15 protein-coding genes are annotated in these 13,516 nt (G+C 51.8%); 7 read left to right on the top strand and 8 right to left on the bottom strand.

Annotation, left to right across the window (positions count from 1 at the left end; translation table 11 throughout):
- The first annotated feature begins 169 nt into the window (after positions 1-169).
- A complete protein-coding gene (locus ACF8D4_RS20685) occupies positions 170-922 on the top strand; it encodes an outer membrane protein OmpK (protein WP_054744496.1) in 753 nt (250 codons plus the stop codon).
- 58 nt (positions 923-980) lie between these two features.
- Here ACF8D4_RS20685 and udp read toward each other — a convergent pair whose 3' ends face one another.
- A complete protein-coding gene (udp, locus tag ACF8D4_RS20680) occupies positions 981-1,739 on the bottom strand; it encodes a uridine phosphorylase (RefSeq protein WP_025011557.1) in 759 nt (252 codons plus the stop codon).
- A 307-nt stretch (positions 1,740-2,046) separates the two neighbouring features.
- Here udp and ACF8D4_RS20675 point away from each other — a divergent pair, with 307 nt between their 5' ends.
- Positions 2,047-2,259, top strand: coding sequence for a YdcH family protein (locus tag ACF8D4_RS20675; protein WP_025011556.1), 213 nt, complete (start codon positions 2,047-2,049; stop codon positions 2,257-2,259).
- A 73-nt stretch (positions 2,260-2,332) separates the two neighbouring features.
- Here the strand turns inward: ACF8D4_RS20675 and ACF8D4_RS20670 are convergent, their stop codons facing one another.
- Positions 2,333-3,508: a type III PLP-dependent enzyme gene (locus tag ACF8D4_RS20670; RefSeq protein WP_144131716.1), complete on the bottom strand. Its 1,176-nt coding sequence runs from the start codon at positions 3,506-3,508 to the stop codon at positions 2,333-2,335.
- A gap of 710 nt (positions 3,509-4,218) precedes the next feature.
- Between ACF8D4_RS20670 and ygiD the strand changes: the two genes are divergently transcribed.
- Positions 4,219-4,998: a 4,5-DOPA dioxygenase extradiol gene (ygiD, locus tag ACF8D4_RS20665; protein WP_044735319.1), complete on the top strand. Its 780-nt coding sequence runs from the start codon at positions 4,219-4,221 to the stop codon at positions 4,996-4,998.
- A 19-nt stretch (positions 4,999-5,017) separates the two neighbouring features.
- Here ygiD and ACF8D4_RS20660 read toward each other — a convergent pair whose 3' ends face one another.
- The gene (locus tag ACF8D4_RS20660) at positions 5,018-5,509 is read right to left on the bottom strand and encodes a hypothetical protein (RefSeq protein ID WP_392465134.1); all 492 of its coding nucleotides are present in this window, start codon (positions 5,507-5,509) and stop codon (positions 5,018-5,020) included.
- Between the two features lie 123 nt (positions 5,510-5,632).
- On the opposite strand from ACF8D4_RS20660, the gene ACF8D4_RS20655 reads away from it, so the two are divergent.
- On the top strand, positions 5,633-6,478 hold the full coding sequence (locus ACF8D4_RS20655; protein WP_025011552.1) for a mechanosensitive ion channel family protein: 846 nt from the start codon (positions 5,633-5,635) through the stop codon (positions 6,476-6,478).
- Here the strand turns inward: ACF8D4_RS20655 and ACF8D4_RS20650 are convergent, their stop codons facing one another.
- Positions 6,479-7,357: a radical SAM protein gene (locus ACF8D4_RS20650; protein ID WP_028781372.1), complete on the bottom strand. Its 879-nt coding sequence runs from the start codon at positions 7,355-7,357 to the stop codon at positions 6,479-6,481.
- Between the two features lie 206 nt (positions 7,358-7,563).
- On the opposite strand from ACF8D4_RS20650, the gene ACF8D4_RS20645 reads away from it, so the two are divergent.
- A complete protein-coding gene (locus ACF8D4_RS20645; RefSeq protein WP_025888228.1) occupies positions 7,564-7,815 on the top strand; it encodes a hypothetical protein in 252 nt (83 codons plus the stop codon).
- 58 nt (positions 7,816-7,873) lie between these two features.
- Here the strand turns inward: ACF8D4_RS20645 and ACF8D4_RS20640 are convergent, their stop codons facing one another.
- The 4 genes from ACF8D4_RS20640 to ACF8D4_RS20625 form a co-directional block, all read right to left on the bottom strand.
- Positions 7,874-8,191, bottom strand: coding sequence for a putative quinol monooxygenase (locus ACF8D4_RS20640; protein WP_025889955.1), 318 nt, complete (start codon positions 8,189-8,191; stop codon positions 7,874-7,876).
- Positions 8,192-8,659: a GNAT family N-acetyltransferase gene (locus ACF8D4_RS20635; RefSeq protein ID WP_025889954.1), complete on the bottom strand. Its 468-nt coding sequence runs from the start codon at positions 8,657-8,659 to the stop codon at positions 8,192-8,194.
- Between the two features lie 110 nt (positions 8,660-8,769).
- Positions 8,770-10,350: a DHA2 family efflux MFS transporter permease subunit gene (locus ACF8D4_RS20630; RefSeq protein WP_392465132.1), complete on the bottom strand. Its 1,581-nt coding sequence runs from the start codon at positions 10,348-10,350 to the stop codon at positions 8,770-8,772.
- 13 nt (positions 10,351-10,363) lie between these two features.
- Positions 10,364-11,413 carry an HlyD family secretion protein gene (locus ACF8D4_RS20625; RefSeq protein WP_101058367.1) on the bottom strand — a complete coding sequence of 350 codons (1,050 nt, stop codon included), beginning with the start codon at positions 11,411-11,413 and terminating at the stop codon, positions 10,364-10,366.
- A gap of 100 nt (positions 11,414-11,513) precedes the next feature.
- Between ACF8D4_RS20625 and ACF8D4_RS20620 the strand changes: the two genes are divergently transcribed.
- Positions 11,514-12,488 carry a LysR substrate-binding domain-containing protein gene (locus tag ACF8D4_RS20620; RefSeq protein ID WP_392465130.1) on the top strand — a complete coding sequence of 325 codons (975 nt, stop codon included), beginning with the start codon at positions 11,514-11,516 and terminating at the stop codon, positions 12,486-12,488.
- Between the two features lie 231 nt (positions 12,489-12,719).
- Positions 12,720-13,109 (top strand): GreA/GreB family elongation factor, encoded by a 390-nt coding sequence (locus ACF8D4_RS20615; protein WP_162173448.1) that lies wholly within the window; start codon positions 12,720-12,722, stop codon positions 13,107-13,109.
- Positions 13,110-13,516: the final 407 nt, after the last annotated feature.

The following is a 13,516-nucleotide window of genomic DNA, read 5'->3' as shown; positions in this document are numbered from 1 at the left end:
TCAACAGGTTAAAAAAGCTTTGAGTCCGACGCCGTTTTTCCCTATATTGCCATGGCTTTTTGACCGGCAATCGAATCACAGAATTCAGCCTTGGTAAAACGTTTTGCCAACAGATAGCCGCCGGCACAACAGCAAACTGCTTCTGACTCTACCAAAGGGATACTCTAAGATGAAAAAAATCTGCCTGTGCGCAGCTCTGTTGTTCTCACCTCAAGCATTCAGCGAACCTCTGGTGCAATGGTGGGATGTCAATATCACTGCGCTCTATGGCCAGGATTACGACCTGGCACCATCGGATAAGCAAACCACTTTTACCCTGGAAACCGCCGGCGGTTGGAAATACGGCGATTGGTTTGTGTTTCAAGACTTTATCAATTTCAACGGCCACAATGGCGGTAAGGACAGCACCACCTATGGCGAGATCTCTACTCGCTTCAGCGCCGGTAAAATTCTCGGCAAACCTGTGGGTTTTGGCCCAGTGACAGATCTGTCACTGGCGCTGACACTCGAAGAGGGCGAAGGCCCGGTGGAAACACTGCTCTACGGTATAGGTATGGACCTCAAGCTGCCCTACTTCACCTATTTCCAGCTGAACACCTATCGCCGTGACGCCCAAAACAGTGCCAATATCAGCGATGGCTGGCAGTTGACTCCTGTGTTCCGCATGGACATTCCCGTGGGCAACAGCAAGATTGTCTTCGATGGCTTTATCGACTGGGTATTTGCCGCCGATGAAGACGGCTATAAAGAAAATATCCATATCAACCCCCAGATCAAATACGACCTGGGCGCAGTGCTTTTTGGCGAAGCCAAGAAGGATAAGTTTCTGGTAGGTATCGAGTATGATTACTGGCAGAACAAGTATGGTGTGGACGGTGTCGACCAGAACACCTATTCGGTGATAGCTCAATATCATTTCTGAGCCGGGTCATGGTTCATTAAAAAGGCGCTCAGTGAGCGCCTTTTCCATTTTTACCTAATCAGGCCAGCAGTTTTCTGGCGGCGTTGACCACAATGGAAACCGCACTGACTTCAGTTTGTTTCATTGTTGCCTCATTGGGGATCTCTTGCTGGGTACGGTTGACAATCACACCGGCGACACAAGCGGCGCGCCAGCCTTGAGAGGCACACATGGTGAACAGAGTCGCAGACTCCATTTCATAATTGAGTACGCCCATTTCCTGCCACTCTTTCATTGAACCGGCAAAACGGCGGGTTACCCGGCCACTAACGGTATCATAGCGTTCCTGACCCGGGTAGAAGGTATCAGATGAGGCAGTAACCCCAATGTGTGGTTCAATACCGGCATCACGACAGGCGGCAACCATGGCAGTGGTACATTCGAAGTTAGCCACCGCAGGGAACTCCATTGGCGCAAAGTGCAAACTGGCACCATCGAGACGTACAGAAGCCTGAGTCACGATCACATCCCCGACATTCACGTGGGGCTGAATCGCACCTGTGGTGCCAACACGCAAGAAAGTATTAACCCCCAGTTGCGCCAGCTCTTCCACTGCGATAGAGGTCGAAGGACCACCAATACCGGTAGAGCAAATCACTACCGGCTTACCATCAAGATAAGCCAGATAGCTGGTGTACTCACGATGGCTGGCCAGGAAAGTCGGCTTGTCCATCAGTTCAGCGATACGTTTAACTCGTTCAGGATCGCCAGGCACGATAGCCAGTGTGGCGCCATCCAACATCTGCTTGGTCAAACCCAAGTGAAATACATCAGCCATAGTGAAAACCCCTTTCAATTTTGATTATAAAATTCGTCTTACCGAGACTCTATCCCAGTATGGAAGCGGATAAGATTAACTTGATCACAGATTTTACGGCAATAATTAAATAATCAGCCGTAACAGAGTTACCAAGTTTGCTACGATTGTCTGACTGTTTTTACAACAGATTGTTCGAAAGCATAGCAGTAAAAGGCCTCACTCACCTCCACCAAACGGTTAATCTTTCCATTGATCAAGGTCACATATTCGTCATCCCAAACAGGTTAGGGTTAACAATAATCCCCCAGCCAACAGGAGTGCGCCAATGTTTCCGGAATACCGCGATCTGATCACCAATCTCAAGAGCAGCGATAGCCATTTTCAGAAGCTTTTTGATGAACACAATCTGCTGGATAAAGAGATAAAGAATAAGGAGCAGCAGCTTTCCAGTGAATATACCCAAGAAGTCAAAGAGATGAAAAAGCGCAAACTGGAGCTGAAAGAACAGCTTTACGACATTCTCAAAGCTAACGGTTAATCCAAAACAGACAGGGCGCCACTTGGCGCCCTGTTGAAATTAATCTCAGCAAAAACCTCACTCTTGGCCGAGATTACAAATAGTAGTCTTGCAAGGGTGGGAAACCATTGAAGCACACCGCCGAATATGTGGTGGTATAAGCGCCTGTGGTCAACCAATAGAGCCTGTCACCTATGGCCAGATCCTCTGGCAAACCGTAACTGTACTGTTCATACATGATATCGGCGCTATCACAGGTAGGCCCGGCAATGACGCAAGGTTGCAGCTCCCCTTGAGCCTCAGTGTAAATCGGAAACTTAATCGCTTCGTCCATAGTCTCAATCAGCCCGGAAAACTTACCGACATCGGTAAATACCCAGCGCTCCAGTGCCGTATTGGACTTGCGGCTGATGAGCACCACCTCAGAGACCAGCACACCGGCATTGGCAATCAAGGAGCGCCCGGGTTCCAGCACTATCTTGGGCAACTGCTCACCAAAATCCTCTTTGAGGAAGTGAATGATCTGCTCGGCGTAAGTGGTGAGACTATTGGTCTTGTCGATATAGTTGGCCGGAAAGCCGCCGCCCATATTGATCATCTCCAGCACTATGCCATGTTCCTCTTTGAGCCTGTCAAAGATCACCTTAACCTTACCGATTGCCGCATCCCAAGCCCCTATGTCCCGCTGCTGTGAACCCACATGGAACGACAAGCCATAGGGCTTTAGCCCCAACTCATTGGCGAGTACCAAAAGCTCGTAGGCCATCTCATTCTGGCAGCCGAACTTACGCGACAACGGCCAATCGGCGGTTTCTGTACCTTCGGTAAGGATCCGCACATAGACCTTGGCCCCAGGGGCTTCTTCGGCAATCATCCGCAGATCGGCCTCTGAGTCGGAGGCAAACATAGTCACGCCACGCTGGTAGAAGGCTCTGACATCCTTGCGTTTTTTAATGGTGTTGCCATAGCTTATCCGCTCAGGGGAAACACCCAACTCCATCACCATATCCAGCTCATAGATGGAAGCTATGTCAAAATTGGCCCCTTTATCTCGCAGCAAGCTGAGGATCTCAGGTGCCGGGTTGGCCTTCACTGCATAATAAACGCTGGCAAAGGGAAAGCTCTGCACCATATCATCATACTGTTTCGCGATGATCTTGGTATCTATCACCACAAAAGGTGTCACCTTATCACTGGCAAAAGCTTTGATACGCTCAAAGGTTTCATTGTCATAGTAATCAGCAACATCAATAGATTGAAATTGGCTCATTGGCCCTGTGTCTCCTCGACATTCAAGTACGGCGAACAGCCTCGCCGAAGCGGGTTAAAATCCAGCGCAGTAAACGATATTTCCGCCTCTCACGCAATGAATTTTTATACATTAAAATCAATTTTTTATTCCGCAAATTCAAACCACAGCAAATACAAAATAAAAGCATTAAGAATCATACAATTACTACTTTCACCCTCAAATATACACCATGATTGCTACTCGCTTTAGAGCGCTTGGTGCAAGCAGCTACCGGAAACGAATCTGGTACCTAAGGAAGGTGCGAACAAGTCCCATGTGTGCTCTGCGTCGGCTTACGGACCTGGATGCAAGGCGTGGTTCGCAGCAAATGGCCCTAGTCCTTTGCAAGAAGCAGAACACAGCAGGCAGGTCTGTAAGCCACGCCCTTTGGGGCTTTCACAGCAACAGGCTCTCTGCGTTATCCGACTTCGACAGGCCCCGGCATGCCTTCAGTCTGATGCCTTGAACGCCAATTGCTGTGCAAGCCACTCTCTACAAAAGAGAAGGCCACGAGGACTTATTCGCACCTTCCCTAAAGCATAGCGGCAAGCAAGAGAGCACGGGATATTCGATTTAATGGAAGAGTATGGCGAGTATTTTGCGATTATTTTCAACCGAGCATCCGGGTAAGCTGAATGCAGATATGTCAGGAACTGCATACTGCATCCTACCGCTGATTTGGAGACTCTATGTCCGCAACACAGATAATGCCGGCGCTGTTTCTGGGCCATGGCAGCCCGATGAACGCCTTGCAAAACAACACCACCACAAAGCAGTGGCAAGAACTGGGACAAACACTCCCCAAGCCCAAAGCGATATTGTTGCTTTCGGCCCATTGGCTGACACGGGGCACCGCAATTTCCACTGCAAGTCGGCCGCAAACCATACATGATTTCGGCGGTTTTCCCGCCGAACTCTTTGCCATGCAATACCCGGCCGTCGGCGCGCCGGAGTTGGCGAAGCAGATTGCTGCCAGTCTGAGCATTCCTGTCACTCGTATCGACTCGCAAGGGTTGGATCATGGCAGTTGGTCGGCCTTGGTTCACCTTTATCCCGAGGCCGATATTCCGGTATTTCAATTGAGTCTGGATCAAAACCTCAGAGCGCAGCAGCAGTTCCAGGTTGGACGCGAGTTAAGGCGCTGGCGCGAGCAAGGCGTACTGATCATAGGTTCAGGCAATGTGGTCCACAATCTGCGCGCCTTGGCACCAGGCAGCCCACCATTGCCTTGGGCATCCCGGTTTAATCAGGCGATTGCCGAGGGTTTAATAGCTGAAGAAGATCCGGCGCTGCTGGACTACAAAACCTTGGTCGATGCCGACACGGCCGAGCTGTGTCATCCAACAGATGAGCATCTGCAGCCCCTGTTTTACTTGTTGGGAAGTGCCTTCCCCAGAGAGCGCAGGCTGCTGTTCAACAACAGCCTGGAGATGGGGGCTATCAGTATGTTGAGTCTGCAGCTCGGCTGAAGCTAGAGCTGCGAAGTGTTCAGTCTTGCAACCCAGCGTCTTTGAGAGCCTGTTTCAGGGCTTCGGCGTCATCAAAGTATTGCAGTTTGGTGATGGTCAACTGGTCCAGAGAGATCAGGCTGGCGGCATCCTTGGCGGCGGGCAGTAATTTGCTGATCTCACCCTCTTTGTCCAGGGCAATACTGAAACTCAGATCCCGCATCTGTGGGATGGCAACAAATTTGGCAATCAAGGATGGCATACCGCTGATATCGGCCAGATAAAAGATACCCGCCTGCTGCAACGCCTGATTATCGCGGCCTTCGAGTGCGGTTTTGATGATCTCACCACCTTTCATGCTGCGGCCAAACAATAGATACTTGGCTGAAGTGTCCAACACCATGGCGGCTTCATGTTGATCCTGCAGTGAAATCGGTTTCAGCGTGTCACCCACGGCATATTCGGAAGCCTGGATCATAGGGCTGGCCAGCATGGTCAGACACAGAGAGAGCAGTATTACAAAAGACCTCATATAGTTCCCTTTTAATTTGCCACAACAAAGAGGCAGAATACCCTGTTATTGAATACAAGTGAGTGACATGACTCAGGAATATTGTTTCCATATCTTGCGGCATTTCAGGAAAGGAGCCAAGCAATGAAGAATACCGGGTTGGAGCTGGAGTTGGCACAGCTGCAAAATGTCTATGATCTTATAACCGAGTTTTTGGTGAAATACAGCTTCCAACTCTTGGGGGCACTGATCATCTTTCTGCTGGGACTGTGGCTGGCCGCCAAGGTAGCCAACACAGTCAGCCGCCAGTTGGAAAAACACAATGTCGACGTCACTCTGGCCACTTTTGTCACTCATTTGGTGCGGATACTGATCATCATAATGATTGCCATCATCGCCTTGGGCAAACTGGGGATCAGCGTCACCCCCATGGTGGCAGCCATAGGTGCCGCATCACTGGGCGCCGGTTTGGCAATTCAGGGCATGCTGTCCAACTATGCCGCCGGGGTGACCATTATTGTCACCCGTCCCTTTATCGTGGGCAATACCATCACGGTCAAAGGCGTCACAGGCTTGGTCAAGGATATTCGCCTGGGGCTGACCATACTCACCAACGAGGAGGGCGAGCAGATCAGTATTCCCAACAAACACATTATCGGCGAGATACTGCACAACTCCTTTGCCAACAAATTGGTAGAAACCCACTTCAACATCGACTATAAAGCCGATCCCCAGCAGGCGATAGCCATAGCTCAGGCTGTGCTCGGCAGCCATCCCAGTGTCGATGCCAACTCCCCATCACAGGTGGGTATCAATGGTTTCAACAGCACAGGCATAGATATCGGCGTACGCTATTGGGTTCCCACTGCCAGCTATTTCCAGGACAAATACCAAATAAATCTGCAAATTTGGCAAGGTCTGCAACAAGCAGGGATCCAGATCCCCTGTCCGGCACGGGACATAAGGATCACTGAGCGGCAAGAGGACTGATCACAAGCCTCTTTGCCACTCGGCTCGCAGGGCGAAGCGTCCTGCGAGCGCCTCCTCAACCGTCGCCAACAACCTGGCCTTGTCCCGCCCAAGTATGCCTTTCAACACCAAATAATTGGAAGCATGATCCGAGCGGAAAATGGTCTGCTCTAACTCCAACTCCTGCAGCAAATAACGCATCTCCTGCAACAGTTGTCTTTGGTCCGGCATTTGAAAGTTGCCATCAAACGCACTATCCATTCTTTCCTTGCCAAGTGGCAGAGTCACCACCAGGGTGCTGAGATAATCCGGCTGCGCCGCATTCATCAGTCGCGCCGAATTAAGTGCGTGTTGCTTTGATAAAGCCACGCCACCCAGACCATTGAGTATCATCACAGATGACTTTATTCCGGCGGCACGAATTTTCTCCAGCGCCGCCAGCGAGGAGGCGTAACTCTCACCCTTGCCGATACGGGTCAGCACCTGATCATCACCACTCTCGCAACCGACATACAGCAAGGACAACTTGAGTTGCCGCAACCGCAGTAGCTGCTCCACACTCTTGTTGTCTAGGTTGCGCGGCAAACAATAGCTGCTGATGCGACTGACATTGGGCAAGTAGTGATGAATCAGCTCACAAATCTGTTCCAGCCTGGCAAACGGCAACGTCATGGCATCACCATCGGCCAGAAACACCCGGTTCACCTCGGCGCCGGAAGCCGCTACCCGGCGCAGGTCTGCTTCCACCTTTTCCAACTTGAACGCCCTGAAGCGCTTCTGCTCCTGGGTATACATGTCGCAAAAGGCGCAGCGATTCCAGCTGCAACCATTGGTCACCTGCAGTATGAGAGATTTCCACTCCGATGGCGGCCGAAACACAGGTTCAATATATGACAACATGCTGCTCCTTGTTTATGACTCAATCGATTTTGCCCCTGTTACCGGAGGCGGCAGGCTTAAGCCCTGATGCTAATCCCGAAGCACTAATTTGCATATTTTTTGCCCAAAGTCATATTTTACCCCGTGCAAGCCTGTTATATTAGCCGAATACGTAACAACTGCAGCGCCTTATAGTCCGCGAGTGCCAACCTGGGGTAAGAATCACTATGATTGCCACACAAGTACCTGACAGACGAAAGCCGGATGCTGAGCAGGTCAGCAATAGCATTCATTGGCATGCCATGACTGCCGAGCAACAACTCGCCTTCTATCGCTTACAGGGATATGGTTATCGCTTGCTGTTTGTACGTAACCTGCTCAGTGGCCCCTTGGCCATCATAGCTCAGCATGCGCAGCTGGCGACCATCTCCTCGGCAGGTGAGCTGGACTTGCAACCGGATATTCGCCTCCGAGCCTGAAAAATGCCCCTAACGGGGCATTTTTAGTTGCAGCTGTTTTCAACTCATACCAGAAATATCAGACGATGATTTCCTGATAAGTCTCTACGTGATGGGACTCTACCAGCTCAGGCATCTGCTGATGGAAATAGTGCTGGATGGCGTCTTTGGCGCAGTGCTGGTCGAAAGATTCGATGTCGACAAACTTCTCAATGAAAGTGATCCTGCGCGGCTCGTCGCGGCTCTGGTTCAATTCGTAGCGAATGCAGCCATCCTCCTTGCGGGTGTCCGGGATCAGCGCTCCCAGAGCCTCAATCAAGGCCTGCTCTTTACCCGGCTTGGCCAGAAAGCTGGCCACACAAACGATTTGACGCTGGTTTATACGATATAACGACATTCAAGTGTCCTTCTTTTGAGAGTGCAACAACATATCCAGATGGGGAATGCCATCTTCCAGATAGACCTCTGAAACCGCTTCAAACCCCAAACTCTGATAAAACGCCCGCAGATACTCCTGCGCACCAATCTTGATATCTTCAGCGGGCCACAGCTTATGGCAGCCGCCAATCGCTTCCTGCATCAGCTGTCTGGCACGGCCACCACCTCGGGCCTTGGCCGCAACGGCCACCCGGCCGATACTGGCCTGGGAATAACTGACCCCGGCAGGCAGCAGCCTGGCATAGGCCAACAGCTCCCCGGAACTGCTGCGGCCAAGCAGGTGCATGGCCCCAGCCGCTCTGTCTTTTTCATCCAACTCTGGGTAGGGACAATTTTGCTCTACCACAAAGATATCCACCCTGAGTTTCATCAATTCATAGAGGGTGTCCAAGGTTAACTCAGCAAAGGGTAATAATTGCCACTGCACGGATAGTACTCTGTTATTTATCGGGAACTCAGCCTACACCAGTCTGAAATCCGGCGCAAAAAAATGCCCGCAACGGGGCGGGCCAAAGGGTATGAAGAAAATGTTTCGGATTACGCCTGAGGTGCCGCCTTACGGATAGACAGCACGGCCACCACGGCAAGAACCAACAGGCAGCCCATGATAAAAAACACATCGTTGTAGGCCTGTACATAGGCTTGTTGGGTCATGGTCTGCGCCAATAAGGCCTTGGCTTGTGCCGAAGCCGTGACCGGATCTGAGCCGGCTGCCTGCAACAGCGCCGCGTTGGCGTTGAGCGCCTCATAGGCTCCGGCACTCACGGCGGGCACAGTTTCCTTGATATGCGCCAGATGCATTCTGGAAAGGTTGTCTGTCAGAGTCGCCACCAGCGCAATCCCAAAGGCGCCGCCCAGGTTGCGCACGACATTGAGCACGGTCGACGCAGATGGCGTTTGCTCAGGCTTGAGATGCATTGTCGCCAGGATCCCAATCGGCACCATGATAAAGGGCTGTCCCAAGGCTCGAACCACCTGCGACGCTATCATTTGCGGTCCGGCATAATCCATGGTCATATGGCTGTTCATGTAATAGCTGAGCGCCAACATGGCAAAACCGAACGCCGCCAGGTAACGGCCGTCAACTTTCTGCATTAGTCTCGGCACCAGAGGCAACACCAGGAGCTGCGGAAATCCCATCCACATAATGACCTCACCGATTTCCAACGGACTGTAGTCATGTAGCTGCGACAGAAACAGCGGGATCATATAGATGGCACCAAACAGCGCCGCCCCCAATAGGAAATAGGCTAAGGTAGAAATAGCAAAGTCTCTCTGCCCAAGAAGCCTTAAATTCACCAAAGGTGCAGACTTGCGCAGCTGGATCCAGATAAACAGGCTGATATTGATTGCCGCTATGATGGCCAGATTACGGATCAAATCCGAGCCAAACCAATCCTTGCGATTACCTTCCTCCAACACCACTTCCAGGCATCCCATCCCCAGCGCCATAGTCACTATCCCTGAATAGTCGGCGTTGCTGAGTTTGTCCCAGAGAATCGGCTTCTTCTCCAAACCGTAGGCCAACATGGCCATCACCACCAAGCCCGGGGGAAGATTAATGTAAAACAGATAGTGCCAGCTGAGGTGTTCGGTCAACCAGCCGCCCAGAGTGGGGCCAATGGAAGGCGCAAAAGTTGCCGTTACCCCAAACAATGCCATACCGACGGCGCGTTTTTCAGTGGGCAAGCATTCGAGAATCAAGCGAAACGCCAGAGGAATAAGGGCGCCACCAAAGAAACCCTGCAGTGCCCGAAAGGCGATCATCGCCTCCAAATTCCAGGCGAATGAACAGAGCAACGAAGCCACAATAAAGGCCAGCGCGTTCCAAAGCAGATAGCGCCGCACCGACAGACCTGTGCTCAACCAGCCTGAAAGGGGAATAGCTATCATCTCGGCCACCAGATAGGCAGTCGAGATCCAGGATCCCTCTTCCAACGTGGCCCCCAGACTACCCTGGATCTCCTTCATCGACGCATTGGTGATCTGAATATCCAGAATCGCCATAAAGGCGCCAATCAGGCCGCCGAATACGGCTATCCAGGCGCGGCGCGAGCCGGGTCCATAGCTGTCATCCTGCGACGCGGCAGTGGCTGCTGTGATTACAACTTGAGTCATCTGAGTTCAAGCTTCAGCGGCGGGCGATGGCATCAAGGGTGCCACCGGTCTCGGTATCAACACTGACAACGGCACTGAGTCCGGGCATCACTCTGGCATCTTCTTCTGCCAACTGCAGGCGGATCCTTACCGGGATCCTCTGAACTATCTTGGTAAAGTTACCCGTGGCATTTTCCGCCGGTAACAGACTGAATTTGGCGCCGGAGGCCGGTGACAGGCTATCGATAACACCAGTAAAGGTTTTGTCGGGAAACGCATCGAGCTTTACCTGCACCGGCTGACCGGGCTGCATATGCTGGATCTGGGTCTCTTTGAAGTTCGCCGTGATCCATACGGCCCCATCCGGCACCAAACTGAACAGCGACTGCCCCGGCTGGACGTATTGCCCCACCATGGCGCCGCGTTTGCCCACAACTCCAGAAAATGGAGCCCGCACCTGAGTATCTGCCAGTTGAATTTTAGCCAGTTCCAAACTGGCACCCGCTTCCTGACTCTTGGCCTCGGCCTGGGTTAATTGGGCATTAAATACTGCCAGTTCCCGCTCTTTGGCATTGAGTGCGGCTTTGGCTTCATCCAGACGAGCCGCGGCAGAATCGGCAGCGGCCGTCAGTTGATCCACATCATCCTGGGAACTGTAATTTTTCTGTCTGAGTTTTTCGGAGCGCTCCAATTGCTGACGGGCACGATGCAAATCTGACTCGGCGGCGACCACTCCAGCCTTGGCCTGAGTGATCAATGCCTGCTGCAGATCGACCTTGGCAGCCAAAGTGGTCAATTCCGCTCTGGCACTGTCCAGTGCCGCCTGCTCCTGCGACAACTTGGCCTGATACTGACTGTCTTCCAGTTGTGCCAACAACTGCCCAGCTTCTACGTGCTGGTTGTCTGTAATATCGGTTTTAACCACATAACCCGGCACCTTTACACTCAGGTGAGAAATGTCGGTTTCAACATAAGCGTTGTCTGTGGTTTCGATAAATCTGAGTTGCTGATACCAGTACCAACCGCCGCCCAAGATGGCCACCAGCAGCACAGATCCCCCAACCAGCATCTTGGGCTTCAACATAATTAGACTCCTGAATTTTGGAGTGGTATTTTACAACTGTCTCAGCAGATTTATTAGATGCCATACACTCAACCCACTGTTTCACAGGTGTAACAATAATATGGATCTCAATCGGGTACAGATTTTTGCGCAAGTCGTTGATAAAGGAAGCTTTACTGCCGCAGCCAAAGCGATGGGCATCACCAAAGCGACCGTCAGCCGTAAGATAGCCGAGTTGGAGCACAGCACAGGGGTACAGCTGTTGTTGCGCACCACACGTAGCCTGAAACTGACTGAGGCAGGTTCAATTTACTTCAACAAAGTCAATAAAATACTCACAGATTTACGCAGCGCCGAAGATCAACTCAGCGCCAGCCAACAGACAATCCGTGGTAATTTGCGTATCGTTTGCCCGATAGAGTTTGGCCAACAGGCACTCGGTCCTGTAATCGCCAGGTTTCTGGAAGACTATCCGCAAATGCAGATAGAAGCCGAGCTGACCAACCGCAAGGTGGATATGGTCGAAGAAGGTGTCGATGTGATGTTTCACGTCCAGGGATTGGATGACCCGAGACTGGAACACTTTCGCCTGGTACATGCCCACAAGGTGTTGATGGCCAGCACGGAATATCTAGAGAGGTTCGGCACGCCAACGACACCCGATGAACTGCTCAACCACAGAGGAATACGCCTGGCATCGCCCTACATAGACGGCAATTGGCGGATTTTTGATGGCAAGCAGTGGCAAGAGATAGTCCCCGACTGTCGCTTGCAGGTCAACAATATCACCCTGGCCAGAGAAGCCGCCATAGATGGCCTTGGGATCGCCAGCCTACCTATGATGATCGCCCATGATGCGCTGCAACGGGGTGACTTGTTGCCGATACTGCAAGATTTTCCCATGGAACATGTCACTGTTAATCTCATCTACCCCAAACGCGCCTATCTACCGAGAAAGTGCCGCACCTTTGTCGAATATTTCTACCAGGCCTTGTTCCAACGTTGGGGCAACCTGGTACTGGACATCCCTCCCTATGTCATTCCCCCGGAGAATTTGGCCCAGATGACCCCGGCCAATATCTGCTGTGACCAATGAGGGTTTGCTTTTCCGATCTCCTTGGGCTATGGTGAGGGCCAGTTAGATTTTTTCCCTTATTTTTAAGTGCTTGCACTTGCATTGATGTTGCGGAGTCTCATTATGTACAGTCACACTTTACCTCTCAAGAGCACTTCACTGACATTTCCAGTGTAAGCCGGGTGCGGCCACGCATCCGGCAGTAGCAAAGTTTTCTATTCATTTTCCGTTTCAGCCTGTGAGGTTGTGGTGGTGTATAAATCTTTGTCTGCACTGGCAGATCTATTTTCATTCAAAACATCGCAGCTCTATCTGCAAAACTCGTTCAATGTGTCTTTGAGGCCACTGACCCTGGCATCTGTGATCGCCAGGCTGGCGCAGCCCTGTCCCGGCGGCGGTGTGGTGCACCCGGGAACCAAGGCGCGTCTGCAAAACCTGAAAACCGGCGAGTTTCTGGAGGTGGAGCTGGTTTATCCACAACAACATGATCCCGACTCCGGCCGCTACTCTGTATTGTCCGATCTCGGTGAGGCCCTGCTCGGATGTACGCTGGATGATCTGATTGAAGTGGATGTACCGGGTGGCCCTGTGCTGTTTCAGATCCTGTCCCTGAACCAGCCAAGGCCCTGCCTGCCGGCCTGATTGCATGCTTATTGACGCTTAAAAAGAGGAGACAGTGCCTTGAAGTGTTTAACTCAGCCGTGAATGGCCCGGACAGGATGATCCGGGGTTTGGCTTAATCCTCGACGGCCACCGCCTCTTTCCCGGTCGGTCGAAGGGGAAACAGCCCTCTCTCTGGCAAAGCGGCGGCGTAGAGAGAGGTCATTGAAGAGGAGATACGCTCATGAGTAAAGAAAAAGCGAAGAAAAAACCGACTAAATCCCTGAAAGAAAAACGACGGGAAAAACGCGAAAAACGCGCAGATCAGGAGTAATCCCAAACTACTCCTTGGGGAAGGTGCAAATAAGTCCCATGTGTGCTCTGCGTCGGCTTACAGGCCTGAATGCAAGGCGTGGTTCGCAGCAAATGGCCCTAGTCCTTTGCAAGAA

Origin of the sequence: Shewanella sp. YQ_9, assembly GCF_043103185.1 — a bacterium.
Taxonomy (GTDB): domain Bacteria; phylum Pseudomonadota; class Gammaproteobacteria; order Enterobacterales; family Shewanellaceae; genus Shewanella; species Shewanella algae.
Note: the sequence above shows the minus strand (reverse complement) of the source record. Positions and strands in the feature narration are given on the sequence as shown.

What these genes read in the sequence shown, in the direction of transcription:
- ACF8D4_RS20685 (WP_054744496.1), top strand. Translation starts at nt 170, where the DNA reads ATGAAAAAAATCTGCCTGTGCGCAGCTCTGTTGTTCTCACCTCAAGCA.
- udp (WP_025011557.1), bottom strand. Translation starts at nt 1,739, where the DNA reads ATGGCTGATGTATTTCACTTGGGTTTGACCAAGCAGATGTTGGATGGC.
- ACF8D4_RS20675 (WP_025011556.1), top strand. Translation starts at nt 2,047, where the DNA reads ATGTTTCCGGAATACCGCGATCTGATCACCAATCTCAAGAGCAGCGAT.
- ACF8D4_RS20670 (WP_144131716.1), bottom strand. Translation starts at nt 3,508, where the DNA reads ATGAGCCAATTTCAATCTATTGATGTTGCTGATTACTATGACAATGAA.
- ygiD (WP_044735319.1), top strand. Translation starts at nt 4,219, where the DNA reads ATGTCCGCAACACAGATAATGCCGGCGCTGTTTCTGGGCCATGGCAGC.
- ACF8D4_RS20660 (WP_392465134.1), bottom strand. Translation starts at nt 5,509, where the DNA reads ATGAGGTCTTTTGTAATACTGCTCTCTCTGTGTCTGACCATGCTGGCC.
- ACF8D4_RS20655 (WP_025011552.1), top strand. Translation starts at nt 5,633, where the DNA reads ATGAAGAATACCGGGTTGGAGCTGGAGTTGGCACAGCTGCAAAATGTC.
- ACF8D4_RS20650 (WP_028781372.1), bottom strand. Translation starts at nt 7,357, where the DNA reads ATGTTGTCATATATTGAACCTGTGTTTCGGCCGCCATCGGAGTGGAAA.
- ACF8D4_RS20645 (WP_025888228.1), top strand. Translation starts at nt 7,564, where the DNA reads ATGATTGCCACACAAGTACCTGACAGACGAAAGCCGGATGCTGAGCAG.
- ACF8D4_RS20640 (WP_025889955.1), bottom strand. Translation starts at nt 8,191, where the DNA reads ATGTCGTTATATCGTATAAACCAGCGTCAAATCGTTTGTGTGGCCAGC.
- ACF8D4_RS20630 (WP_392465132.1), bottom strand. Translation starts at nt 10,350, where the DNA reads ATGACTCAAGTTGTAATCACAGCAGCCACTGCCGCGTCGCAGGATGAC.
- ACF8D4_RS20625 (WP_101058367.1), bottom strand. Translation starts at nt 11,413, where the DNA reads ATGTTGAAGCCCAAGATGCTGGTTGGGGGATCTGTGCTGCTGGTGGCC.
- ACF8D4_RS20620 (WP_392465130.1), top strand. Translation starts at nt 11,514, where the DNA reads ATGGATCTCAATCGGGTACAGATTTTTGCGCAAGTCGTTGATAAAGGA.